The organism is Mycobacterium sp. NGS41 (genome assembly GCF_059812725.1).
Window position 1 is genome coordinate 1 of the sequence record NZ_JCALDF010000004.1, and the last position, 25791, is coordinate 25791.

The window sequence follows — 25791 nt, forward strand, 5'->3', positions numbered from 1 at the left end:
CTTGTCAAGAAACTGTTTGAGGAGAACTTTCGTGGCAACCACACGGTTGGACGCCCAATGCGCGAGTCGGTGCTTGCGCCATCGGTGGTGATTCTCGATCGTATCGGCCGTCCGATTAAAGGCGAAACGGCAGAGCAGCATGAATTTCTTGCGAGAGCGCGGGCGCTGTCGATGGCAAAGTAAAATTGTCAAAGTTATTTGATAATGAACCAGTTTCAATAGCCGAACTTGCGAATCCGCGGGTCCTCATCGTGTCATCGGCTCCAAGACGCCGGGTGAAGGCCGGCTGATCGAGCATGCGGTGTTCATCGAGTCAGGGTCTCAGGCGCGACTGAGCGGCGACGTCGCGGAACTCACGTGGGCTGTTCACCAGGCGTTGGCCACTGCCGTGGAAAGAAGCTGACCTGCTCACCTGCTCTACGCCGAATCTCGGCTCGCCTTAATGGCTTCCGCCACCTTCAATCCTTTTTCGGTGAGATCCAGCCAGCAGTAAAACCACCACTCCGGGTCGTCATCGAACTGGTTCACATACACGTCGCGGATCTGCTGAATGGACTCATCGAGCGGGGCATCCCAGGCGCCAAAGCGGTGGTTTGGGGTTGCCAGATCACCCAATTCGAACAGGCCGTCGGTCACCAGCGAGCGGATCAGGTCGAGAACTTTGTCTTGGACGACCGCTAACGGCTCGCCTGGGTTTTCCTGTTCGTAGTACCCGTGGACCGTCGAGAGGGCTACCCAGTCGATGAGACCCTCTAGCAGGACTTCGTCACGCGCGGACATCGCGACCTTACCGTCGGTATCGGCATCATCGAGTAATCGTAACCAAGATTGACGCGCGAAGTGGCCGCCGATTCGGGGACGGATCGCCTATGCAGTTTGGCTCCGAGTGGCCATACGGATCGAGCGTCCGGTGTCCCTCGAGTCAGGGCGTCAGCTGCCCTCCGCCGAATCTCGGCTCGCCTTAATGGCTTCCGCGACCTTCAATCCTTTTTCGGTGGCATCCAGCCAGCAATAAAACCACCACGCTGGGTCGTCATCGAATTGGTTCACATACACGTCGCGGATCTGCTGAATGGACTCATCGAGCGGGGCATCCCAGGCACCAAAGCGGTGGTTTGGGGTTGCCAGATCACCCAATTCGAACAGGCCATCGGCCACCAGCGAGCGGATCAGGTCGAGAACTTTGTCTTGGACGACCGCTAACGGCTCGCTCGAGTTTTCCCGTTCAACGGCCGCGTGGACACTGCAGAGAGCCACCCAGTCGATGAGATCGCGGAGCAGGACTTCGTCACGCGCGGACATCACGACCTCACCGTCGGTACCGGCATCGTCGGGCAATCGTCCTTTAAGAAATGTTCGCAAGATGCCGCCGGATTCGGGCATCGGGGCCTTTGGGGTCGACGGTCGATGCCTGGGGCGGCCGATTAGCCGTTCCACGCGGAATCTCGGCTTTCGGAAAGAGCCCTAGCGAGCTCTTCTCCTTTCTTAGTGGCGTCCAGCCAGCAAAACCACATCCAGGTGTTGTCGTCTTGAAAGTTCGTAACGTACACGTCTCGTATTCGCTGCATAGACTCGTCAAGAGAGTTGCGCCAAGGTGTGAATCCGATACCGCGCTTCACATCACCTAGTACGAACATGCCGTCACTCACTAGTGAGCGGATGAGTTCGAGCGTTTTGTTCTGGATAACGGATATGGGCTGCCCGGCATTTTCTAGGCTGACGCACTATGGACTCGATCCAATTCGACCCAGTCATCAAGGCCCCAGCGGAGTACCTCTTCGCGCGCTGACATCACGTCCTCCGCGTCCAAGTCAGCATGGCTAAATGATAGTGGCGCCTCGACGGTTGGGTGCTCACACTTTGCAGTCGCCGCAACCATGGTCCGCGGTCGCCACATCGCCTAGTTCGAACAGACCGTCGGTAACTAGCGAGTGGATCAGGTCGAGGGCCATATCTTTGGATGATCGCCACCCGCTGGGTGGAGTATCGCGTTGTATTCGATTCGCGTAGAGGCATCGGTGAAAACTCTGCGAAACGTCGACGGCTGATCGCTTTCGGGCCACAACGACGGCAAAGCTTGGTTTCACTGGCACTCGTAATTGAGAATGCATTGACGAGTACGGGGTGCGCGGTCGTGTCCGACGACTGGCCGAGCAGACGCAAAAGCCCGTATTTCGTGCCGAAATTAGGGGCTTTTGCGTCTGCTCGCCGTCTCGGGCCCGGAAGCTATTCGTCGTCGGGGGCTGGGTGATGGGGCACCTGAATAAGTTCGACGAAGTCACGCGTGACCAGGGTTCCTCGTCCGGGCGGCTGCGCGGTGCCCTTCACTTCGCCGAGGAGGTATCCCTCATCCTTCGAGCCGCTCATCACCAGCCCCGGGACGTTGAGATTCTTCAGCTCACCCAGCAGCCCTTGGCCGTAGAGGATGCGTGCGACTCCACCGCTGCGGTAGGCAGCAACCACGTGCAGCCCGACGTCGCGGCCACGGGGCAGGAATTCGATCAACGACTGCAGCGAGTCAAGCCGTCCCATCCCACCCGCGAGTTCGTGCGCGTTGTCGATGACGACGAAGATGTCGGGGCCGCCCGTCCACCAATCGCGACGACGCAGCTGCGCCGGCGTGATATCGGCGGGCGGGAATCGGGCAGGCAGCGATTCCCGCAGAATCGCAAGGTTCTGCTTGAGCTCAGCCTCGGTGGTGGCATACGGACCATACGCCGGATCGGGCAGCACACCGAGCAGCCGACGGTGATAGTCGACGATCAAGAACCGCACCTGATCGGGGCTGTTTTGTTCGACCAGCGTTGTCACTATGTGACGCAACAGGTTTGTCTTGCCGGACTGCTGATCTGCGAACGCGACGAAATGGGTCTGAGTATCGTCGTTGAAGTCGATGTACTTCGGGTCTAGCTCCGCTTCACCCAGCCCCAGCGCTACCCGCAGCTGCGCCCTGTTGGGTGGCGGAGGTGGTGCCGCGGGCACTTCGCGCATGAACTCCACGCGCGGCTGTTCGTTGGGCAACAACCGAACCGGCGGCGCCTGATACGGGTTCTTGCCGTTCACCTGTCTGATGGAATCCCGCACGTCGACTTCGATTTCGGTACTCAACGGCTGAGGCTCGGTTCCCGCGGTCAGGATGGGCAAGGCGATCAGAATATCGAGCACCTCGGGGTTATACGAGTCGCCGCTACGCGGCCTGGTGGACCGCATGATGCCGCGGCCCGGCTTGTTCGGAACCGCCTCGGCTTTCCTCCGGTTCACTTCCGAGCTGGTGGCTTCGTTGAGACGCAGCTCCAGCCGATAACCCAACTCCTCCTTCAGCAGCGGCTTGATGTCCTGATGCCGCGTCGAGGCGATGACGACATGCACACCGAACGATTTCCCCTGCGAGGCAAGCAGATTCACAGGGCTCTCAAGGTGATCAAGGTCGGCTGACTCATCTTTGGTGATGGTGGTCCATCCGTCGATCACCAGTACCACATCGCCGTGGCGGTCCGATTTCAGCGCCGGATCGTTTTGCGCTTTGCGCCTGCGGAAGTCCGCGATACCGGTGATGTTGTGCTCGAAGAACAACTTCTCGCGGCGACGCACGATAGCGGTCATCTCGGCGATGGTGCGCGACACTTTGGCTCGCTCATTTCGGGTGGCTACCGACCCGACGTGCGCCAGATCCGACAGCGCGACCAGCTTGCCGTTGCTGAAATCGAGGCAATAGAACTGGATCTCACTGCTGCTGTGGGTGACAGCCGCCGACATGATCATCGTCTGCAACATCGTGGAACGTCCACTTGGGCTACTGCCGATGACGGCGGCGTTGTCGGCCATCAGGTCTAGGACCAACGCGTCGCGGCGTTGATAGTACGGGGTGTCGATGATGCCGATCGGAATCTTCAACGCCCCCGGCTGTGCGGACCAATACAGATCGGGGTCGGTCAGCAGATCATGCAGAGTGTGCGAGTAGTCCAGCGGGGGCAGCCAAATACGATGGGCGTTCATGCCATGGCCGGCCAGACGGTCCACGAGCACCTGCGCCACCGTCTTCACGTTGATTCCCGTCAGCGGCGTTGCGGTGCCACCGGTCGGAGCCGCCGCGGCGACTGGCACACCCGTCACCGCACCATCGGCCAGTGGCGTAGGCAAGGCGGCGACAGCGCCATTCGGACCGCCGTCGACGGTGGCCGGGGCGTGCCCATTGCCCCTGACGGACGGATCCACGGCGGCCGAGCGCTCGGCCTCCGAGGGCACCGCGGCTGCGGTGAACAACCGGGGCCGCGGGCGGTTAGGGGCGGTTACCGCCGTCGTAACGGGCGCAGCCGCAGAGCGTTTCGGCGGTACATAGGCGTCGCCGGTGAAAAACGACCGGAATCGCGCCAATTCGCCGCTGACTGTTTTGATGTAGGCCGAGCCCGGCGTCTCCGGCAGCTCAGCCGCGTCGCCGGTACCCAACACGTCGCGGGATTCGTGAACATTGTTGGTGCGCAACGCCATCGAATAGGACAGGTGGGCCTGGACCTGAGCGATGCGACCCGAACGTAGTTCCTGACTGGCCAGCAACAGATAAATACCCATCGACCGGCCCTGCTGGCCGATCAATGCGAAAAGCTTCGCGAAGTCGGGATTCGCTTCCAGCAGCGCGGAAAACTCGTCAACCACAATGAACAAGGCCGGCAGCGGATCCAAATCCACGCCTGAGGCCCGGATCTCGTTGTAGATGTGGATGTTGGGCACGGTGGTCAGCACGTCAGGGCGCAGCGCCGCGGCGCGGAAAATCTCCTGGCGCCGGTTGATCTCGCCGCGGATCGCCACGTCCAAGCGTTCGACGAGATGGAACTCGGCTTCCATGTTGGTCAGGATCGCCGGCACGTGGGGAAGAGCCTCAAATCCCAGGAACGCCGCACCACCCTTGTAGTCGACCAGCAGCATGTTCAGCCGCTCGCTGGAATGGGTCAACGCCAGTGAAATCACCAAGGTGCGCAACAACTCCGACTTGCCGGACCCGGTCGCACCGATCAGGATGCCGTGCGGCCCAGTGCCCTGTTGACCCGTCTCCTTCATGTCCAGCCACAGCAGCTCATCGGCAGGGGTGACCCCGATGGCCACGCGCATGAACTCCCGCATGGTCTGGGGCCGCTGCAGTAATGCCGGATCAACCATTGCTGGATCGACGATCCCGAGATGACCTAACAGGCCACCCTTGGCGACCCGACGGGTAACCTGCCGCTCGATGATGTCCATCTCACTTGCCGCCCGGTAGCGCGAGAGCATGCGTGCCAGGTCGGAAGCGAACTGGACCGAAACCTTGTCCGGTGCAGCGAATTTGGTCAGCTTGTTCCGGTCGTCGGGTGCATAGAGCAGGCCGTCGTCGATGCTCAGCGGAAACGGCGCCTTCAACATGTCCGACGCCGACCCCGGCCGAAGATCAAGCAGGGTGACCGCTTCGACGCCGTCGCGCCCGATCAAGTTGGCCGCCGGCGTCATCGCCTCCGGCCGATCCGACACGATCAACAAGTGCGGCTTGTCTGACGGGGTGTCCTTGCTGTGGGTGCCCCGCTTGCTCAACAGCGGTCCTTCGAGAGCCTCCCGGGCGGTCGGAACATCCGGATACACCATGCGCGCGCTGCCCAGCGCGTCTTCCGCGCTCGGATGCTGGTTGTGCGGCAGCCATTTGACCCACCCCCACGCCTCGCTGTCGGGATCCTCGCTGATCACCGCGATCATCAGATCGTCGGGTCCGTGGAAGGTGGCCAACTGGCAGATCAACGCCCGTACCAGTGCCGTGGAATCGGCGCCCTCGGACGCGTCGGTCAAGGTGATAAACGGGTAGTGGGTCAGCTGGATCGCCAACGGCATCCCTGACTGCGTCTTGTGGGTGTCGACGAACCGTTTCAGAAATCGTGCGGATACCGGCTCGAGATCGTCGACCGGGGCGGCTTCAGGTGGTTTCAGGTCGGTCGCCAATTTCTGGGTTCCCAACCCGAGCCTCACCCTGCCGAACTGAGGGTGATCTCGTTGGCGCTCCCACATCCGCGCCGAACCCGCTAACGACGGCAACACTTCCGCGGACGGATGGTCCCAACTGAGCACCGAATGCTGCAGTTTGGCCGTGTTCTGCACGCGGCGGCGTTGTATACCCAGGTATCGCAGGTACTCCTTGCGGTCCTCGTTGATCTCAGCAATCGACGTGCCGCCGCCGACACTGTGACCGGCCATGGTCATGACGCTCATCAACATGAAGACCGGAAACATCAAGTACCAGGGACTGAAGCGTCCCGCCCCGAGCCCGCCCCCGGAGGTGACCATGATGACCACCATGCCGATGAGCATCAACACCACCACCACCGGCAAGATCAGTTGCATCATCGGCACCGGTGGTTTCTTCCGGAGCTCTGGCGGCGGGGCCAGCTCGTGTTTTCCGCCGGGCATCTGACGGCCCTTGGCCAGCGGATTGCCCTCTTCGTCGACGGGTTCGACGCGATCGGGCCGCACAAATCCTGTCGTTGCGCTCACGCCGACCATCCCCGCCCGGCTGTCAAAGTGATTGTGCTACTAAGCATTTCAGCCTCCACCCGTAGGTGCTCCGGCCGCCGGCGAATGTGTGGCTATAACCCCGGGATGGGGATCCAGCGGCAGCGAGTCATGTGAAATCAACGCATCGGCCTTCGACAGCGCCGGCCCGGCCGGCAACAAGCTGACAATGCTCCACGGTGCGGGCAGCGGACGCGCGGTAACTCCCAACGCCACTTGTGGATCCTCCTTGGGATTCTGCGGATTGGTCACCAAGCCGTATCGCACCCCGGTATCCGCGATGTACCACATCGCTTCCCCGGTGACCGCCGCCGGAGTTCCCCCGGCAATCTGCACCAGTTGGCCAGTGCCGGGCGGCAGGTAGACGTTATTGGCGGTGCCCTTATTCGGATTGGCGGTGACCACCGAGACGGGATGGGCGGTATCGGCCAACGGCAGCGATCGCCCGGTCAAGACTTGCGTACGGGACTTTGCCTCATCACGGGACTGGGTCCACGACAAGCATGTCACCGGTGCGGCCACCGGATCCACCAGCTTGAGCGGTTTGTCCGGATAGAAGTCAACGCTCAGCGCGCGACTCTGCGGGATCGACAACAATGCGTTGGGCGCCACCTCTATTGGCGGGGGAGGGTTACGCGGGTCGGCGTTGCGGATGATCGCCGCGGTCACCTGGCTGATGCGCTGCACGCCGTCGGTGAGCACCACGTAGAACACGTCTTGGCCGCCGTCGACCGGGCGCACCTTGATCACCGATCCGGTGACCACCGACGAATCGAGTTTCCAGTTAGAGGGCGTCCCGGCGGCCGGGATCGTCGGAACCACCAACGGCGGAGTCCCTTTCAACGCGTCATGCAACGCGCGGCTCATCGGCAGCGGCGACGGCGCCGAGGAATCGATCCCGACAGCTAACGCAACCGCTTTGTCCTGCAAGTTAATCGGGGTGCGCTGGTTGTTGTAGACCAGAAACGTCTGGCCGCCGTAGCTCGTCAGGATCGCCGACCCGGCCGCCAGCGGCCCGACCGCATCGCTGAGCGTCGGCCGAGCCGCGATCACCGTGACCGTCGTGTTTCCCGCGGGCGTGGTGTTGTCGCACACCGTCCAGTGCGACTCGGTGTCGCTGCCCGGATTCGGGGTCCGCGCCGGCGCCCCCGGGATACCCACCAGTGGTCCGCGCGGCAGCGTCACCAACTCCGACGGCTTCACGAACACCGGGTTTCGCGGACTGCCGGTAATCAACCGCGCCGACGTCAAATTGAGCACCGGGTGCAGCACGTTGTTGATCCGCACATACAGGGCCCCGGTGTCCTTGTCGGCCACGATTTCGGCGTCACCCAGCTTGGCCTGAGGCGACAGGAACGAGATGACGACCGCGCCGGCTGCCACCACGATCGCCAAGATCAGTCCGACGGTGAACGCCCGCGACGTCGCCCGCATCGGGTCGTGCAGCATCTGGGTGTCGTGCCGGACCAACGCGTGTTCCAACCGATGGAACATGAACCGCCACCCAGACACCTGCACGCGGTTCGTCCAGGTACGGGCAAGCATCCTCCGCACGCCCGTCTCGCGCGCGCTGGTGCCCGCCGGGTTCCGCGGCGCTTCCGGTGGCTCCGGATTCGTCATGACCACACGCTAAAAGAGTCCCGTTTCGGAAAGAAAGCCGAGTTCGCCGGGCATCACTGCGTCAACCCTCGCAGCTCCCGCACGGCCGGGTCGGCAAGCATCCTCGTGATCGCCTCCACCACCTCGGCGTCCGGACCGCTGTCCCGCTGCCGCAGTCCCTGAACCGCGTACTCGATGCGCTGCAGGAAAGCCCGGTAGGCACCGACCGCGGTCCGGGCGTATCCCGCGGCCGCCTCAGCCTCAGCCGGTTCGCCAAATCGCGTCGGCAGTTCGCTCAGATCCCGGGGCAGGTCGCGGGCCTGCCCCTGAACGGTCCACACCAGACTGCGCACCATCTCCAGATCCAGCGGAATCTGCGACTCGACCTCCTCGGTCATGCCGACTTCCAGCACATAACCGACCTGATGCAACACCGTCAGGGCGTTCTCGATGTGCCTGGCCTCCGCGCGCACCTCCGACGGTGCGATCGGAATGCTCAACAGCCGCGACGCCGCCGCGCTGGCGGCCTTCGCCTGACGGCGAGCATCCTCAGCCTCACCTCGAGCGTGATCACGCAGCCGAGCCGCGTCGTCGACAAACGCCTGAGCCTCGGCACGGACCCGGGTAACCTCGACCGCCCGCTGCTCCGCCCGCGCCTCAGCCTCGGCCGTTTGCTGTCTGGCAGCCGCGATCTCGCCGGCGGCATCGGCGCGAACCTGTTCCAGCTCGCCGTGGAGTGCGCCAAGGGCTTTCTGGGCGGCAGCGCGTTCGGCGACCCGTTCGTCGATGCGTAGTTGGGCGCGTGCGTCGGCGTCGGTGGCCTGTCGTTGGGCTGCGGCGACGGCGGCTGCGGCGTCGGCTTGGACTTGTTCGAGCTCCGCGCGCAGCGCGTCGATGGCCTGTTGGGCGGTGGTGCGTTCGGTGGTGCGTTCGTCGGCGCGTTGTTGCGCGTGTGCGGCAGCCGCGGCGGCGTCGGCCTGGACTTTTTGCAGTTCGGCCCGCAGTGCGTCGACGGCTTTCTGGGCAGCGGTGCGCTCGGCGACGCGTTCATCGGTGCGTTGCTGGGCGCGTGCGTCGGCATCGGCGGCTTGTTGTTCGGCCGCAGCCACAGCTGCCGCGGCGTCAGCTCGGACTTGTTCGAGTTCGGCGCGTAGCGCGTCGATGGCTTCTTGGGCGGACGCGCGTTCGGTGGTGCGTTCGTCGGCGCGTTGTTTGGCGTGTGCGGCGGCCGCAGCGGCCTCGGCGCGGACTTTTTCAACTTCGCCGCGCAGCGCGTCGACGACTTTCTGGGAAGCGGCGCGTTCGGCGATGCGTTCGGCGGTGCGTTGGCCGGCGCGCGCGTCGGCGTCCGCTGCTTGTTGGTGTGCCGCGGCGACGGTGGCCGCAGTGTCGCCTTGCACTTGTTCGAGTTCGGCGCGCAAGTGATCGATCGCTCGCTGGGCGGCGGCCCGTTCGGTGGCGCGTTCGTCGATGCGTTGCTGGGCGCGCGCGGCGGCCGCGGCGGCCTCGGCGTGGGCTTTTTCGAGATCGTCGCGCAGCGCGTCGATGGCTTTTTGGGCGGCGGCTCGTTCGGCGATGCGTTCGTCGGTTCGTTGTTGGGCGCGCGCGTCGGCGTCGGCGGCTTGTTGCTGTGCTGCGGCGACGGCGGCTGCGGCGTCGGCCTGGACCTGTTCGAGCTGGGCGCGCAGCGCGTCGATGGCTTGTTGGGCGGCCGTGCGTTCGGCGGTCCGTTCGGTTGCGCGTTGGTCGGCGCGCGCCTCGGCGTCGGCGACCTGCTGTTTGGCGGCCGCGACCTCTGCTGCGGCGTCCGCGCGCACTTGTGCCAGTTGATTTCGCAGTTGCCCAATAAGTTCTTGATCCGCCGCGCGCTCAGCCGCCCGCTCGACGTCGCGTTGCGCGGCGCGCGCTTCGGTGGCGCGGGCCCGTTCGCGTGCTTCCTCAGCGCCTCGAGCGGATTCGGCGGCCTCGGCGCGAGCGGCAGCCGCCGCCGCGTCGGCATCCTTCTTGTCCTGATGAGCGACCTGCTCACGGCGCTGGGCTTCGGCGCGACGCCGATCGGCTTCGACCAGTTGCAGCGGCAGCGACGGCCGCCTCTGCGCGGGTCCGTTGCGGAGTCGGTGCTCGATGATTTCGCGCTCACTCATCGCGGCAAGCGCTTCCAGATCCGGCGGTGGCGGTGTGCCGAGCCGCTTGGCGTTGGCCACCGCGCTCATCGCTACGCGCTTGGTCTGGCCGGCCCAGGTCTCCAGGTCGAGGTCGGCGATGTGCTGGTCCAGCGTGCTCACTGCGGTTGCCCTTCTCTGGCCTTCGGCGTCGACGCGCGCGCAGCCGGCTTCTCGCTGTCGCCGGCCATGGCGTGCTTGGCCTCTTGCTTGTCTGACCTGCGCGACGCGGGCTGTCGATCTCCTGACGGTTTCGTCACAGGTTGCGGCTGCGGCTGCGTTTGCGGCTGTGCGAAGGAACCACCGTGCTGGGCGAGTACCAATGCCAGCTGGTTGAGATACGCCGACACCGCCTTGGTCAGGGTGTGATCGTCGAGTGCTTCGGCATCGGCCAGCAGACCGTGCAGAATCTGCTCGGCCAGCTCGGGGCCGAACCCCATGTTCGCAACGTAGGTGTCGGTGGCCGCCGGTTCCAGGCCGACCGAGTTCACCACCCATTTCAGCTGGTCCCAGCATCGCGTGACCGCCGCGGAGTGCTGTTCACCCTCCCGTATTTCCCGGTGATGGCGCTCTCGCTGCGCGGCCGCCCGCCGGGCCACATAGAGCACCGCGCAACCGACGATGATTGCGGCAATGATGGCCTCTAGGCCCACGAAGCCGGCCGACGTCATGAAATCCCCCTGTGCCGAGAAATAAGCTGCTTCTATAACCTGGCCCACGGGGCATCATTGTGCGATACCAAACCCGGGTAACCAAAAGGATTCCCTCGTCGCGGTCCGGCGGCGGCGCCTAGATGCGCTGAGTCGTTGATTCTGGCGCCGTGCTCGCCTCACTCGCCGAACGTGGGTGATATGGACGAAAAGTGCCTAAAGCGCGTGCATATCCCCCACGGTCGACGCGCCCGTAATGACTCAGGACATCTAGATGCGCTGCACCAGCGTGTCGCGCGTGCGCTGCGCGTCGTCCGTCGCGCAGAGGTGCGCATAGGCGACATCGGCCAACCAATTCGCCGTAAGCCGCCCCGGCGGAGCGTTCAACAGCCACGTCGCCTCGTATGCGCGGGCCCGTCGGTAAGCGTCGATGTAGCCGGTGTCGTCGGTGAGGTCCTGCGGCGTGTGCCTGCGTCCCTGCGCATGCATCACAGTTGTCCAGTACGCGGTCTGCAGCTGCGCCCATACCGCCGCGCTGACCTCGCCGCCGGGTTGCCGAAGCTGGTCGAGAACCGAGTTCAACACTGCCGCATTGGGATCCACCGTCGCCGGGGCAGGCATGTCACGCACAATCAACCCGGTACGGACCTGGCGCTGGTTGGTGGCTGTTGCCGCATCGGCGGCCAAATCGACGCTGGTGGACCAACGTTCGGATTCGGGCACCCGCTGCACCACTGAATACAAGCTGGGGGAGACGATCCCAAGCCGATGCGCCCTGCCCGGAATGAGGGGCGGTATTTCCAGTGCTTTGGCGGGGTCCATGAAGGGGTTTTTGTTCGGGTCCGCGACATCCAGCTCCACCCCGGGCGGAAGCATGTGGTCCAGACCGACGATTTCGCGCGACGACACGATCGCGTGCAGCACCGGACGCCCGAACGCCTGCTGCCGCAGGAAGTGGTGGGCAATGACGATGCGCGCCGGATCCACCCAGCCCTGCTGAGTTTCGCGCCACGCACGATGCGCGAACTCTCTATCCAAAAAGATCGGGGTCAAGATCGGGTCCGACGGCAGATGGACATGCTGCGGGATGTAGCTCTCGCCTTCCGAACTGGTGATGAAGAACTTCGTCGGCCCGTCGACGCCGCTGGCCCGATGCAGGCCGATGGCCCAATCCAGCGCCGGGTAACGGCGCCCGGTCCAGCTGAGCTCCCAGATCAGCGTCCGGGCCCGGACGATATCGGGATCTTCGGCCCGCTCGACCAGACCGTCGCGGGTGACCGGCGTGCCGACCGGCGGCAAGGGCGTATGCAACGGGCCGGGAGGGGCCGCCGCACCGGGCGGTGGAACCGCCGGCGCCAGGGGGCCCGCCGGGCCGACAGCGGCCGGAGGACTTGGCGGCGGACCAGTCAACGGCGGGGCTGGTGCCAGCGGCCCGCCGGCGAGCGGGGCCGCGGCGGCGGGCGGCTGCGCGCTGAGCGGCGGAGGCATCGACGACGGCATGCCTGCCGGCACTACCGGCGAGGTCGGTGCAGCGGGAACAGCCTGGACTGGGGGCGGGGCTTGCGGTGGAATCGCCGCAGCCGCGTTCGGTGCGGCGGCCGCACCGGAACCCAGCGCTGACGCCGGCGCCGCGGCGGCCGACAGTGGATTCAACGCCGCTGAAGACGCAGCCGGTGAAGCCGCGGTGCCCAGCAGCGGATTCGTCGCGCCGGAGGCCAACAATCCCTGGGCCGGCGACCCTAATCCCAAACCGCCCGTGCCCAGACCGCTCAGACCACCGGCGGGTGAAGCTAAGCCAGGGCCCGCTCCGCCGCCAAGTCCCGAAAGTCCAAGAGGTCCGCTCGGTATTTGGGCGGGCATGACGCCTTGCCCGATTCCGGGAACAACGGATTCAACACCGGGCACCTGGGTGTTGGGTTGCCCGGCAGGAAGTTTGGCGTTTGGTAGGCCGTCGTTGCCTTGGCCGGGTATCAGACCATGCGTCTGACCGTTCGCTCCTGGTGGTGTGCTCGTGGTTTGGCCGGGTATCTGCCCGTTCGCGTGTCCGCCCCCCGTACCAGGACCAGAACCACCTGGGCTCCCGCCGTCGATGCCTGTGGGAGGAGCCGTCTTCCAGCCGTTGCCAAGCATTTGGTTGCCGTTGGTTGAAGCAGGTGACGTATGTGGAGACTGATCGGCAGTTGAAACGTGCCAGGGCAGCGATGACGCATAGCCGATGTGCGTGCCAACCTCACTCGCGAAAGCAGTTGCGGCTTCTGCGTTTTGCTGGATCAACGCTACGTTGGTAGCTTCGACCAAAGCGTTGATCAATGCCTCTTTCTCAGATTCGTCGAGAAGCGGGTTGCTCTCGATGGTGTTGATCTCTTGCTCGACGAGTCGGACGGTGTTCGCCATCGACTTACGCAGCGCGTCGGACGCGGTGGCCGCGTGTTCCAAGATCCGCGACGCGTCGCTACGCGTTTCGGCCAACATGTCGAAGTTTCGGGCGACGAGTTCGCGTTCCCGGTGAAGCGCGTCAAACCCGTCGCCTCTGAGCGCTTGCCGCAGCTGTGTGGCGTTGTCCCGCAGTTGATGGAATTCGTCCGCAGCAGTTTCCCGCAAATTCCGCCAACGCTCCTGATGGGCATACAAATCGCCGGGATCAGACTCCGTCCACGCGCCGGTCAACATGCGCTCGGCGTATTTGCCGGCCGGTTTACCAGACGTAACTGCTGCCATTGGCCAGTCCCTCAGCTGAGGCCGCAAGCCTTGTTGGCGGTGGACATCGCGGCATCGACTTCGTCGATCTTGGCGTTTGTCTCCGCCTCCGTGGCGGTCTGGCCATGACTCGCGGCAAGGTCAATGATCTTGAGTCGCACATCGCGCACGGCGTTGACGATGTCAGCGGGGGCATTTGGATCAGTGAGCTGGGCGAGTTGCGCCGCCACCTGAGTCGCCGTCGCATCGAACTCGGCTGTCGCCGACTTCACTTGCGGGTCATTCCAGGACCAAGGCTGCGGGAGTGCCGCAAGCCACTTCTTGAACGCGGCTGACCACTGCAAGCCCAAACTCTTGTATGCACCGCACGTTTGTGCCTTAGCCTGCTCCGCAGATAGTGCTCCGACTGCCCGGGTGGGCGAAGTCGACGCAGATATCGCTGATGACGTAGGTGCCGCTGGGGTCGTCGTGCTCGCGCCTCGTAGTGCCCAACCGCCCACGCCGGCAGCCGCTACTGCTGCCAGCACCACGGCGCCGACGATCCAGGGGAGGAAGCGGCGGCGACGCGGTCCAGGGCCAGGAGGGCCGCTGCCTTCCACGGTCGGCGGGAAGTGTGTCGGGGGAGTCGGTGAGTCAGCAGCACTCGGCTGCCCTGTGGAAGGCATGACTGGCGGGGGCGCGTCGTGCGCCCAAATCTGATCCGGATCCGTCCCCACTGGCACCTCCCTTATTCAGAAATTATCGCAGCGGTCGGTCGGTAGTACCACGCAGATCCATTCGTGGGGCGTCGTGCGGACCTTAACGCCGGTCTGGGCCATGCGCGCGAGTCCGATCCGGATCCGTTGTCACCGGCCTCGGCGAGCCGACATAAGCGCAGCGCTCGTCTGTAATGCTAGAAGGCACACGCCTTAGTTCCAGCCGCAGAAGCCGCGTCAACGGCGTCGATGCGCGCGTTGATATCCGGGCCGGAAGCCCGTGGCGTGCGCACCCCGGGGATCGACCATCAACCCATAATCGCAGCCGCCCAGCCACACAGCCACCGGCGCCAACAAATGCAACGGCGCGAATCCCGGCGGTCACCAGAGAAGCGTGCGATCGGTACTGCACAGCCACCGAGCCCGGGGTATAAAGATCGTCAACCGGATACGATGAGCCTTCACCCCAAAATCGCGTGCCGGTACGCACCGGCGACGCAACCAGCTCAGATGGCAGCCACGAGCGTTGGAGCAGACTATGAAAAGTTCCGAGACCTACCCGACTTTCGGCGATCCCGCCCTGGACGCGGCGATCCGCCAAACCTTCACCAGCATGGCGCAGATGCGCGACGCGCACGGAACCGGTCAAACGCCGACCAGCGGCACCTTCTACACCGATGCCGCCGGTCGCGCCCGCAGCATCCAAACCGAGATCAAAGGTGTGGCTCGGGCCGTCGCGAGTCACTGGAGCGGAGATGCTGGTGAGTCGTATCAACAGACCACCCAGCAACTCGCGACCTGACGCGGCGACACCCAGTGCTCTGCACGAAACGCCATTGACTTGAGCCCGAGCGCATTCGAAGCCGCACCCGACGAAACCGAGGACGAGCCAGACCTTTTCGTCGGCTACAACCGCGATCAGTCAATCGTCGTGACCTACAGCCACTACGGGTTCGTCGATCTGCAACTCACCGAAGCCGTGCGGCGCCGCAGCGAGCAGGCACTGGCCGCCGCGATCGTAGCGGTGGCCAACCTCGCGCACCAGCGAGCCATGGCCGATCTTCGTGAACGCCAACTGAGTTGGGGTGTCTCCCGCACTCTTTTGGATCAACGTGGCCTACCGACCACCGAAGACGTTGCAGGGCTACAGCGACGCATCGACGAAGACCCCGACGTCTGAAACTTCGGTCTTATCCGGCCCCGCCCTTAGCGGTCCTGCGCTCGCTGATGTCGGGGGTGGGCGCGGTATTCCATCGACTGGCTACGCCGTAACGGCCAGCGCCTCCCCGCCGTATATCCCAACAGGTAGACAACGGCGAAGGCGCCCAAGGTGATGACGGCGATGACGGCGAACTGCAGACGCTGCCCACGGGCCACGGGATAGCTCCAACTCGCGTCCCCGTAGCCGACTACGAAGGGCATGATCACCAGAGCGGCCGCAACGACCGGATACATGAACCACGGCCTGTCGGTGGCGTGGATTGTGACGACCAGACAGGCAACGCCAAACGCCGCGGCGAAAGCATTCATCCACCATGCTTTGCGGGCCGTGGCCAAACCACCATAGGAATCGGGGAAGGGGTCGTGGTCGGGACCGTCGCCGCCCTCCCGCTCGGCCTCGCTGTCTTGCAGGTAGAACGCGTAGACCTTGCCGCGGATTTTGAGGTAGGGCCCATTCATGTACGCGGTGCCCGTCGCCAGCGCCAGGTCGAGCACGGCAAAGGCCACACCGACCTTCCAGTTGGGCAAGCAGCCGAGGGCAACGAGCACGCCCGCGGCGAGAAAACCGCTCCAATAAAGACGCCGTCGCCAACTGATACCCCGGTCGACGAAAAACGGCGGCAACACCGCCAGCGCGAGGCACAACCCGGCCAACCCGAACAAAATCAATCGGTACAGCGGATGAGGCGGCGACAGCGGCTCCAAGGGCGACGCCACAGACATCGCGTTGACGGTGCTAACTAATGCGTTGCCCACTGATACACCCATTTTCCGCCGGCGTCACCGCCGAGCGCCCCCAACGAGCCCAAGACGAGCGCCCCGATGAACGCCCCGGGTGGACCGCCGACGGCGGCACCGCCCTCGAATCCCAGCCAACCCAGGGTCTCCATTCCTACCCACCCGCCGGCCGCCTTTGCCAGGAGTTCTCCGGGATCCCTTCCCTCTAACAGCTCGTACGCGGCAGTTCCGAGATCGACCGCCGTGCCGATAGCGCCCATGCCCTTCGCGGTCTTTTTCAGGATCTCGATGTCGCCGAGGCTGTACGCCCCGACCTCGGGTTTCCAGTGTCTGCCGTGATCCAGCAGGTCACTGGCATGGTCAAGCGCGTACTCGCCAGCACCAAAAGGTTTACCGCCGGCTTCGATGACGTCCAGGTATTCGAATGGCGGCACTATGCCGTGCTGATAACTTTCCACGACTTGGTTGACCGCATCCGGCGACATGCCCAGCCGCTGCAACTCGTTTTTCAGTCCGGCGATGACATTGGCCCGGTCGTTTGCCTGGATCGAATCCACGAGTGGCGTCGCATCATCGGGCAGCGTGAACTGTTGGTGCCAGGAGAGGTTGCCATTTTCCAGGTCGTGCTGCAGCCGCATCCGCGCCAATGCTTGGGATCGCGCATCGCCACCCATGACGCGGTCAACGGGCAACGGACCGATGAACCTGGACGTGTTGTAGTCATTGAGACGTTCACCGGCGTATTTGCGCGCTTCCTCACCGCCGTGTATCGCGATGTGGCTGTTCGGGTTGGTGATGGTGTTGTAATCGCGCAATCGCGCCGCCGCGTCGGACTCCGCCCGAGTCATATACCCGGGCTGACCTTCCATGCTGGGCAAGTAGGAGTCCCTGCCCTCGGCGTGGGCTTTGTCGACCAGGGCCTGGTCGGCGGCGCGTTGTATCCGGTCGTAGCGGCTGGCCGACTCCTCGGGGGAGGGTGGTGGCGGCGGCGGTTCGGGCGGGGCTTGCGGCTTTGGCGGGGGCTTGTGGCCGGTCAGCTCGTCGACGACGCGCTGGACCTGGGCGACGTAGGCTTTGACGTTGGCATCGCTGGTTTCCAGGCGGCCTGCTGCGGCGGCGAGGAAGGCTTGTAGGAGCGCCAGGATCTGTTGTTTGCCTTCGGGGGTGTAGGCCGCGATACCCATTGCCACGAGCTGCTGGCGCAGGGTGTCGATGTCGTGCTGGATGTCGTTGTGCCCGAACAGCGAGTTGACTCCGGAGGCGTCGACGACGCCGCCGGCGCCGGTGTCTGTCCGGGCGGCGGTACCCGGTCCGCCCGTCGTTCCGGGCGGTGACAGCATGTCCTGCCAGCCCGGCAGCGCCGGCACCGGCGGCGTGGGGACGGGCGGGGGCGTCGGCGCCGGTTCTAACGGTATTGGGAACGAATGAGTCAACCCACTACCCTCCTGACACGTTTATGAAGTGTCGTCGCATCGCCTAGACGCGGGCCATTCCGTCGTAGTCGTCGGAGCAGAAGATGCACGGGTCGTCGTGTTCGCTGCCGTAGTTGGCATAGCGCGAAACCGTGTTCACCACCGTCGCAGCCGTACTGGCGTCAAGTTCCGGCTCGCCGGCGGCGTGGTCGGATGGCTTGAGTGAAGCAACGCTGGCGACCAGTGGAGATGGATCGTCGGGATTGCCGGTGACGTCGGCGACAGCTTGTCCGTCGACAAACAACGTGTAGAGGTCGTGCTCGGGGAATCCGTGGTTGAGCCGCAGCACCCACCAGTGGCCGGACTGCTGCGCGGCATAGGGAAAAAACTTGTATCCAGTGCGCAGCCAGTGTGGCCGCGTCGTCTTGTCAATCACGGGGCGGTCCATTGGTGGTCCTTCCGCACGGGGCATGTTGCGATTTTAGGCGGGCGTGCTCGCTGGTTGCCGCAGTCAACTAGATCTCGTTCGCATCCGTCGTTGAGCTCAGAAACGCGTGGTGCACCGCGTTGCTGAGCTGCTCAATGTCGTTACTCAAGGCGTCGCGAGTGTCCGAGCCGGCGAACACGCTGTGGTAAATCAGACGGCCGCTGCCCGAGACATTGCTGCCGGCGACGTAGGTGCTGTACTGAGCCCACACCGACCGCCCGCCGGTGTTGAAGTGACCGCTGCTGCGCACCGCCGTCGCACCGGGGATGGTGGGTGTCATCAGAGCTCGAGTGATGATGTTCTCCGCGTCGAGGTCACGTAACGTGCAGTCGGACCGCCGTTGTACGACGTCAGCTGCCGGGATACCGGTGAAGCTGTACAGGCTAATGGTTTCGGATGCATACCCGGCGCCGGATTCCGCGGTGCACACTGCGATTCGCGACGGCTGCACGCCTTCGCCTTCCAAGCGGGCGAGGCGCCAGCCCGTCGGCACACCTAGGTTCGTCAGCCACTGCGGCAGGTCCTCGGCGGAAACCTGAACCAGATCCGTGACATGGCTTGCCACGACATCAACCAGCGACGACGCCGACGCCAATCGGTGCCACTCGTCGGGATGTTCGGGTGCTGACGGGGTCATGGGCCCAAGGGATGAGCCAGCTCACCCAGGTGAGAGAAAATCCACGCGCCTACGGCTCCGACCCCGACCAAAAAGCCGCCCACTTTGGCACCGTCAGATATCGGTGGAGGCTGCGGGAAGGTGACTGTTGGGCCCGATGGTGGCGACATCGGCACAACCGGGGCTGGTGGATCTGGAACATCCCAACCGAAGATAGGCGGGGGTTGGTTTGGCGACACGTGAAAGCCAGGTGGTGACGGATCCGCCAGCCACGGCGGTAGCGGTGGGTGATCGAGCACAAGTGGTGGGGGCGCCGTCACCGGCGGGTGGCCCAACACTGTGGGTGGTACGGGAGGAGTCGGCGGATGATCGCCTATCGACGGCAGATTGGGCGGAGCGCTGATGATCGGCGCCGTTCCCGGACCGCCGGCTGGGGGCGGTAAGGGCGGCGGTAAGGGGTGCACCGGTGGCAGCGGAGGCGGGTGTTCGGGGTCGATTCCCAGCGCGTCGTTCACGCTCGCGCGACTGCGGGTAGAGCTTTCAACGATCGCGTTGTAGAGGTCATCGCCGGTATGCCCTCGTGCTTGGAGTTTGGCGAGAAGCTGATCCCAGGTCAGATTCCGGTCAGTCGTATTCAGCTGATCCGCGAGTCCGCGGTCGCTCATCAGCTCACGCGTCCAGGTGCGTAGCGCATTGCGCTGATCGAACATGATTCTCGCGCGTTCTTCAGCGCTCACGCCTTGCCGGGTGAGTTGGTCGTTGAGCTGGCGCATACGCAGCTCGCCTTGCGTATACACCGCGCGAGTCTCGTCCAGCGACAAAGTGCCGGGATTGTAGTTAGGCAGGCCCAGCGTGCCCGGCACACCGCCGGTGCCGCTGGCAGCCTCCTCGGGCGGTGCCTGCGGCTTCGGCGCGGGCTTGTGGCCGGTCAGCTCGTCGACGACGCGCTGGACCTGGGCGACGTAGGCTTTGACGTTGGCATCGCTGGTTTCCAGGCGGCCTGCTGCGGCGGCGAGGAAGGCTTGTAGGAGCGCCAGGATCTGTTGTTTGCCTTCGGGGGTGTAGGCCACGATGCCCATTGCCACGAGCTGCTGGCGCAGGGTGTCGATGTCGTGCTGGATGTCGTTGTGCCCGAACAGCGAGTTGACTCCGGAGGCGTCGACGACACCGCCGGCGCCGGTGTCTGTTCGGGCGGCGGTACCCGGCCCGCCCGTCGTTCCGGGCGGTGACAGCATGTCCTGCCAGCCCGGCAGCGCCGGCACCGGCGGCGTGGGCTCCGGCGGCGGGGGCACCGACGGCGGGTCCAAAGGGATGGGGAACGAATGAACCAACCCCCACCTCCCCTGACAACGTTTGGGCGCAGCCATCGCAAGTATGCCGGTCCGGCCCACCAACAGCATTAGCCATTGAACGTTGGTCGATCAGCTGCTGCAGAACGGCGGTCGCTTGCGGGTTGGCGGCCCGGTAGCATTTTCGGCACACCTTCGACGACGCAATGGACGCATATAGACGCATATAGAGGAGGGGTCGACATGTCCGATCAGATGCACGTCAACTTGGCGCGTCTTCCTGGGCATGCGGCAGACCATCGATCGATCGCGGGGCAGTGGCAGGAATGGCCGTTGGGTAGCGAAGGGTTCCTGGCAGACTTCCGCCGAACGCACGGGATTGTGGCCGAGCCCCTGGCCCTGGCCCTGGAGGAGTACCAGCTGGCGCGGACACAGTTCGCGTCCAGCCATTCCGAGGCGCATCATCAGGTCAGCGACGCGATTGTGGCCAGCTCGGGCTCCTATCGGACGGAGGAAGGTCTCAGCAGCCGCAATCTGACCGACACCGTGCGGGACCTGTAGTCGGTGAGCGCCACCGGCACGGGGTCCAGCGTCCAGGCCGAATTCCCGCTTCTGCTGGCAGTTGCCGAGTCGCTGTATGCGGTCGCGATGCAGATGCTGTCGGTGGCTGAGCCCACGGTGGTCCCACCGATCGCACTGGACCCGACATCGCTGAAAGCCCATGGGCGACTCAATGCCCGCGCGTTGAACCTGGTTCAGAAGCTCGACTCCGGCGCCTGGGTCCTGGCTGGCGCAGCCGCTGAGCTCCTGAACAGTGCCTTTGCGTTTATCGCCCAGGAAGCCGACAACGCGGCCCTGTTCAACGGACAGTCGCCAGGGGGCGTCGGCGCTCCGCAGATCCCCGCTTTCCCCCCGCTGCCGAGCATCCCGGACCTCCCCGTGCCCGACATTCCCGCGCCGCCCGGAGTGGTTGATGCCGAATACACCTCGAGGTTGGTCAACGGCGGTGTCGGCGACGGTCCGCACCTGGCCGCCGCGGACTTCTGGCGAAACACCGGGCAGAGCTTGGTCCAGGCCGCCGACGTGCTAGAGGGCCTGTCGGGTTCGCTGCGCACCGGGTGGCAGTCGCCCGATGCGGAAAATGTGCACGCGGCGCTGCAGAACTTTGTGTCCTGGGCCCGCGAGATGGGTCCGGCAGCTTCCGAGCTCGGGGGGCATTGGAACACCCACGCCGCGGACTGGCGTCGAGTCAGCAACAACATCCCCACCCCCGAGGAAGCCTTAGGGACCAAAGTGAGCCTGCTCGACGCGATTCAGCGCAACATGAGCGACGGGGGATTGAGCACTCCCGAAGTGGTCCATTACACGAACGAGTACACCCAGCAAAACGCGACCACCAACCAGGAGATGGGCGCCTACGACGGCGGCGAGTCGGCGGTTCCGCCATTCACCGGTCCCGGGGCGCCGCCAGAGATCGCAGCCGGAGGCCCACCCCGCATGGAGGGGGCTGCCCGACCCGCGCCCGGAAGTTTGCAAGACCGGCTGACCAATAACCAGGGCCTCAAGCAACTCAGCGATCCCCAAGAGATGATGTCCGCGCTCATGTCGGCGATGACCGGCGCCCCCAGTGGGCTTGGTGGGCTCGGTCAAGGCCTTTTCCAACCCATCCAGTCGATCCCCGAACAGATCGCGCAACAGTTCTCTCAATTCGGGCAAATGGCGGGCAAGACATCCGACCCCAATGCGGCCAATTTGGCCGCCTTGGCCAGCCAGACGACGCCCCACCCGCAAACAAAAGCCGGCGGTGGAGGCGGCGGAGGCGGAGTCAAGGCCGCCGGCATCGGCGGTGGCGCGGCGCTTGGCACACCGCCGGGCAACGGAGTTGGCGCCGCGCCGTCGGCGCCGGCTGTGCGCGGTGTGCCGACGTCCACCACCTCCGCCGCGCCGGCCGGGCTGGCCGGTGCGGGCGGGACGGGCATGATGCCCGGCTACATGGGCGGCGCCGGCGCCTCAGGCCGCGGAAGGGACAAGGCCCGCGACAAAACACTGTCTCCCGAAGAGTCGGAGTTCGACAGCGACCAGGAATTCTCCTCGCCGGTGCTGGGCGCCTCACCCGAGCCGGTCAAAAAGCCGAGTTTCGACCGCAAGCTTGGCGCGGTGCCGATCAAAAGGGACGCCTAGGTGGGCAGCGGTGGCGACGCAGGAGGATTTCCCCAGTGGCCGCGCAGCGGTGGCGAGCCGGACCCGACGGCCTTCGAGAACGACGACGACGCCGACACGGAGCCGATACCAGTCGAGCCCGCCCGGTACTCCGGCCCCCGAGACTGGTGGAGTGGCCAGCCGATTCGTGAAGCGTCCCGGTGGTCTGCCGGGTTAGACCCGCTGCTGGAGCCAGGCTCGGGCGACGTGTTCGCGGAGTTGATGGCCGGGTGGTCGGCACCCAAACGTAAAGCGACACCTAAGCGCGGATGGCGGCGGTCGATCTATGCATGCACGTTCGGGTTGGTGAATCCGGGCCCGTCGTCGGATGAACATCGGGAAGCCGCTCTGGAAGCCGCGATCGGTTCGCGGCTGACCGGCCGCTACAAAGTCGGCGCCGTCGGCAAAGGCGGTGTCGGAAAGACCACCGTCGCAGCGTGTGTGGGATCGATCTTCGCCGAAATGCGCCGAGCCGACCGCGTGGTCGCCATCGACGCCGACCCTGGGTTCGGCAAGCTGGGCGCCCGGATAGACCCGGCCGGCGGTTCGTATTGGGAACTGGCCGACGCCGAGCCAGGCGGCAGCTTCGTCGACACCTGTAATCATCTGGGCTGTAACGCGGCCGGCCTGTTTGTCCTGGCTGGGGAGGAATCCGCGTCACACCGCCGGTCAGCGCTCACACCGGCCGTCTACCGGCAGGCGGCCGCGCGGCTGGACCGCCACTTCACGATCTCGGTCATCGACTGCGGTTCTGCGTTAGATCTGCCCATCACCCGGGAGGTGTTGCGCGACCTGGACGCGCTCATCATTGTGGCTGCACCTCGAGTGGACGGAGCGTCGACGGCCGCGCAGAAGCTCGAGTGGCTGGATGCCAACAGCATGACCGACCTGCTCGACCACACGGTCATCGTGGTCAATCACTCTGACGGTCACGCCGATAAACGAACGCGAAACGAGTGGCAGCAGCAGCTGTCCAGCCATGGCCGGCCCGTGCTCGAGGTTCCGTTCGATCCGTACCTGCGAACCGGGGCGGTCATCAACGCGCCTGACCAACTCGCCCCTGCCACCCGGCAGAGTTTCATCGAAATCGTTGCCGCACTTGCCGAGCGCTTCGCGGAAACCGTGGAGATCGGGGCTGGGGCGCGAAGTCGTCTTGGCGGGTGCTGAGATGCCCGTGGTTGTGTCCCGCGGTGGCTGCGATTATGGGTGGATGGTCGATCCGCTGGGTGAGCAAGCCACGGCATTGAACCATCTCGTCAGTAGCGCCGGCGCGCACGTCATCGCGCATCTGTATGTCCTCGCGCTGCCGCGTTCGGGCTCGCGGGTTGGACGCGATCGCTGATGGCCGCCGTCGTTTCCTCGGGCACCGGTAGCGGCGATGAGCAAGCAGGTCAGGGCTGGGTATTCCGTCAATACAACGCGCAAGGCAACCCTACGGGACCTCAACTTCGTTGGCATCCTGGTGGCGGGCACCATGGACCTGGTCCCTACTGGCGAGTTGTTGGCCCGCAGGCCGACCTGGGAGGAGTTATCCCCGGATGACTTCGAACGTGGACAATTGGCGAAAGAACTTTGCGGCGCAGATTGGACGACTAGCAGCCTCACCATCGGTTCAGGAACAATATGTTCGCGAACTTGGTGTCGGGATAGATGAGTTGGCGCTTGAATTCGATTCACTGTACGTGCCCGATCGACTTTCCCTAAGCGAGCAGCAGAGCGTCTACGCGGATCGCATCAACACGATATTGGACGAGATGTCGCGCGCCCACGACGAAGGACAATGGTCATTCGAAGGTCTTCAGTCGGACGAGCGGTGGGCCAAGCTTCGGACCATTGCAACTCAGTTATTGGTTTCCCTACAGCCTGACTCCAATGCTCCCTGAATCTCATTATTGACGTCTTCGTGATTGGATAGACCGATGGCAAAGTACTCACCGCCCTCCGTGAGGCTCTTCTGACATAGTTGTGGTTCCGCGACCTGGGGGTTTGGGGCACTTCGTGTTTCAGAGTTCAGTCTAGAAAAGCGCGTGGAACGGTGAAAGGCGAACATGAAGTATCGCTGTGCGAGCGAGAGATTGTTGAGCTGATCCGTCAGACACCTGGCGAGCGGAACGAGATCGTGTGCATGTGTGCGCCGCCGGCCTCATCGGCATAACCACGAGCGCTGGCGTACTTGCCGGACTACTTCTAGGCATAATGACATTCGTGGCCTATACAACCACGCCCTACATAAAAATGCGGGGCAAGGTTTACGCGGTTACCGTGCGCTTGCGACAACCCGACCCCGAGGAGGCCCTGACCTCCGCAGACGCGAATACGTCTGACCCGCAGTCCGACCCGGCTCCCGACTCCTACAGCGGCATGCTCACCCCTGCCACGATGTGGTGGACAACCGTCGGGCTGGCGGTGATCGCAACTGGCAACGTGTACTTCCTCGCGGTTGGCCGTAGCGGCTGGTTAATCCCGGCCGTGGTCGCCGGGTTACTTATCCTGTATTCCCCCGTAGCCGGCTACGGCGACGCGAGTTGGGACTACCGCTTTGCGCGCGGCCAATACGTTCCCTTCGGCGTCGCGTCAGTTATCACCGCCGGCAGCTTCGCCTTGGTGTACCTGATCGCCTACTACAGGGCCCGTCGCCGGCCATTGCGTCGCACTCAATCCATGGAATACCGCAGCCATCCCCGTCACTGGAAATCGCCTTGATGGCGGTTCCCGAGACGGACGCTCCCGCGGTTTACGGGCCCAAGCCCGGACAACCTCCCGTGTTCACCATCGATGACGTTCACGTCTTCGCCGCCGAGGTTGTCGGGATGCGCGCGGTGCTTACCACGGGTGCAGCCGACGCGGACCAGGCTTGCGCGGTGACCACGGTGCTGATCACCAAACTCGTTGACTGGCTGGGTTTGGCCGATCTGGTGGTTTCCGAAGACCACTACCGCGAATTCCACCGTCTCGGCACCATGACTCCGCGACCGTCAGATCCCGGTCAATGGGTTTTCACTTTCACCGCCGACCCGACCGGGGCGGTCACCATTTACCCGATTCCGCACAAGAACACCACCACCGTTACTGGCCGGCTGATCGTGCCGCGCGCGCCGGCACTGTTCACCACACCGTCCATCGACACCGGGCACCTGCAGCGCGGCAGCGACGGAGACCAATTCGCGCAACACCTGAAATCGCTTCTCTCCCTTCACCGCATCGACGCCAGAGTGAGCATCGTCGAAGACGACCGCACCTATCACATACCCGGCCAGGGCCGGCTCACCGCACGCATTTGCGCCCCGCCGGGCTACGCCGACGAGCTTGACGGAGACACCCGCGACGCTGCCCCCCATAACAATTGGGTCTTGTCGGTGCTGGCAGCCGCCAACGCGGTGCCGCAGATGAGCGCGCACGTCGCCGAGTCGTTGTCCGACACGGGCCGACGTGAGGTCATCGCCGAGTATCACCGCCCGCGTCGACCGTGGATCATTGACGAAAACGGTCAGGACCGCTAAG

At 64.5% G+C, this 25791-nt stretch carries 23 protein-coding genes; 10 read left to right on the top strand and 13 right to left on the bottom strand.

The annotated features are described in order from the left end of the window. The coding region (locus AC5Y21_RS05395; RefSeq protein ID WP_499910189.1) for a DUF6086 family protein at positions 1–183 on the top strand (183 nt) is incomplete at its 5' end. 234 nt (positions 184–417) lie between these two features. On the opposite strand, the gene AC5Y21_RS05400 is transcribed toward AC5Y21_RS05395, so the two are convergent. From AC5Y21_RS05400 to AC5Y21_RS05435, 8 genes are all read right to left on the bottom strand, one after another. Further along, entirely contained in the window at positions 418–780 is a 363-nt protein-coding gene (locus AC5Y21_RS05400) for a hypothetical protein (RefSeq protein ID WP_499910191.1), read from the bottom strand. Between the two features lie 150 nt (positions 781–930). Then, a complete protein-coding gene (locus AC5Y21_RS05405) occupies positions 931–1383 on the bottom strand; it encodes a hypothetical protein (RefSeq protein ID WP_499910193.1) in 453 nt (150 codons plus the stop codon). Between the two features lie 843 nt (positions 1384–2226). Then, positions 2227–6507 carry a type VII secretion protein EccCa gene (gene eccCa, locus AC5Y21_RS05410; RefSeq protein ID WP_499910195.1) on the bottom strand — a complete coding sequence of 1427 codons (4281 nt, stop codon included), beginning with the start codon at positions 6505–6507 and terminating at the stop codon, positions 2227–2229. A 48-nt stretch (positions 6508–6555) separates the two neighbouring features. Beyond that, entirely contained in the window at positions 6556–8145 is a 1590-nt protein-coding gene (eccB, locus tag AC5Y21_RS05415; protein ID WP_499910196.1) for a type VII secretion protein EccB, read from the bottom strand. 53 nt (positions 8146–8198) lie between these two features. After that, a complete protein-coding gene (locus AC5Y21_RS05420) occupies positions 8199–10409 on the bottom strand; it encodes a coiled-coil domain-containing protein (protein WP_499910198.1) in 2211 nt (736 codons plus the stop codon). Further along, positions 10406–10957: a hypothetical protein gene (locus tag AC5Y21_RS05425; RefSeq protein WP_499910200.1), complete on the bottom strand. Its 552-nt coding sequence runs from the start codon at positions 10955–10957 to the stop codon at positions 10406–10408. The genes AC5Y21_RS05420 and AC5Y21_RS05425 overlap by 4 nt, the downstream gene beginning before the upstream one ends. A 249-nt stretch (positions 10958–11206) precedes the next feature. Further along, positions 11207–13654 (bottom strand): hypothetical protein, encoded by a 2448-nt coding sequence (locus AC5Y21_RS05430; protein WP_499910202.1) that lies wholly within the window; start codon positions 13652–13654, stop codon positions 11207–11209. A gap of 11 nt (positions 13655–13665) precedes the next feature. Beyond that, positions 13666–14298 (bottom strand): Rv2240c family protein, encoded by a 633-nt coding sequence (locus AC5Y21_RS05435; RefSeq protein WP_499910609.1) that lies wholly within the window; start codon positions 14296–14298, stop codon positions 13666–13668. Positions 14299–14866: 568 nt separating this feature from the next. Here AC5Y21_RS05435 and AC5Y21_RS05440 point away from each other — a divergent pair. Together AC5Y21_RS05440 and AC5Y21_RS05445 are read left to right on the top strand one after the other, a co-directional pair. Then, positions 14867–15130, top strand: coding sequence for a hypothetical protein (locus tag AC5Y21_RS05440; RefSeq protein ID WP_499910203.1), 264 nt, complete (start codon positions 14867–14869; stop codon positions 15128–15130). A 39-nt stretch (positions 15131–15169) separates the two neighbouring features. Beyond that, entirely contained in the window at positions 15170–15508 is a 339-nt protein-coding gene (locus AC5Y21_RS05445) for a hypothetical protein (RefSeq protein ID WP_499910205.1), read from the top strand. Between the two features lie 26 nt (positions 15509–15534). On the opposite strand, the gene AC5Y21_RS05450 is transcribed toward AC5Y21_RS05445, so the two are convergent. From AC5Y21_RS05450 to AC5Y21_RS05470, 5 genes are all read right to left on the bottom strand, one after another. Next, a complete protein-coding gene (locus tag AC5Y21_RS05450; RefSeq protein ID WP_499910207.1) occupies positions 15535–16272 on the bottom strand; it encodes a hypothetical protein in 738 nt (245 codons plus the stop codon). Between the two features lie 17 nt (positions 16273–16289). Beyond that, positions 16290–17720 carry a hypothetical protein gene (locus tag AC5Y21_RS05455; RefSeq protein WP_499910209.1) on the bottom strand — a complete coding sequence of 477 codons (1431 nt, stop codon included), beginning with the start codon at positions 17718–17720 and terminating at the stop codon, positions 16290–16292. A 43-nt stretch (positions 17721–17763) separates the two neighbouring features. Continuing rightward, on the bottom strand, positions 17764–18147 hold the full coding sequence (locus AC5Y21_RS05460) for a hypothetical protein (RefSeq protein WP_499910211.1): 384 nt from the start codon (positions 18145–18147) through the stop codon (positions 17764–17766). Between the two features lie 67 nt (positions 18148–18214). Further along, complete coding sequence (locus AC5Y21_RS05465; protein ID WP_499910212.1) at positions 18215–18823, bottom strand: hypothetical protein; 609 nt, start codon at positions 18821–18823, stop codon at positions 18215–18217. Continuing rightward, positions 18820–20133, bottom strand: a complete 1314-nt coding sequence (locus AC5Y21_RS05470; protein WP_499910213.1) for a hypothetical protein — start codon at positions 20131–20133, stop codon at positions 18820–18822. Before AC5Y21_RS05470 ends, AC5Y21_RS05465 begins: the two co-directional genes overlap by 4 nt. Before the next feature lie 201 nt (positions 20134–20334). Between AC5Y21_RS05470 and AC5Y21_RS05475 the strand changes: the two genes are divergently transcribed. The 7 genes from AC5Y21_RS05475 (at position 20335) to AC5Y21_RS05505 (ending at position 25790) form a co-directional block, all read left to right on the top strand. Further along, entirely contained in the window at positions 20335–20652 is a 318-nt protein-coding gene (locus AC5Y21_RS05475; RefSeq protein WP_499910215.1) for a type VII secretion target, read from the top strand. Between the two features lie 3 nt (positions 20653–20655). Continuing rightward, on the top strand, positions 20656–22272 hold the full coding sequence (locus AC5Y21_RS05480; RefSeq protein WP_499910217.1) for a PPE domain-containing protein: 1617 nt from the start codon (positions 20656–20658) through the stop codon (positions 22270–22272). Further along, positions 22273–23457: a MinD/ParA family ATP-binding protein gene (locus tag AC5Y21_RS05485; protein WP_499910219.1), complete on the top strand. Its 1185-nt coding sequence runs from the start codon at positions 22273–22275 to the stop codon at positions 23455–23457. A 43-nt stretch (positions 23458–23500) separates the two neighbouring features. Beyond that, positions 23501–23632 (top strand): hypothetical protein, encoded by a 132-nt coding sequence (locus AC5Y21_RS05490; RefSeq protein WP_499910221.1) that lies wholly within the window; start codon positions 23501–23503, stop codon positions 23630–23632. Between the two features lie 196 nt (positions 23633–23828). Then, positions 23829–24173 (top strand): hypothetical protein, encoded by a 345-nt coding sequence (locus AC5Y21_RS05495; RefSeq protein WP_499910223.1) that lies wholly within the window; start codon positions 23829–23831, stop codon positions 24171–24173. Between the two features lie 322 nt (positions 24174–24495). Beyond that, a complete protein-coding gene (locus AC5Y21_RS05500; protein ID WP_499910225.1) occupies positions 24496–24993 on the top strand; it encodes a hypothetical protein in 498 nt (165 codons plus the stop codon). Continuing rightward, complete coding sequence (locus tag AC5Y21_RS05505) at positions 24993–25790, top strand: hypothetical protein (RefSeq protein WP_499910227.1); 798 nt, start codon at positions 24993–24995, stop codon at positions 25788–25790. The genes AC5Y21_RS05500 and AC5Y21_RS05505 overlap by 1 nt, the downstream gene beginning before the upstream one ends. Position 25791: the final 1 nt, after the last annotated feature.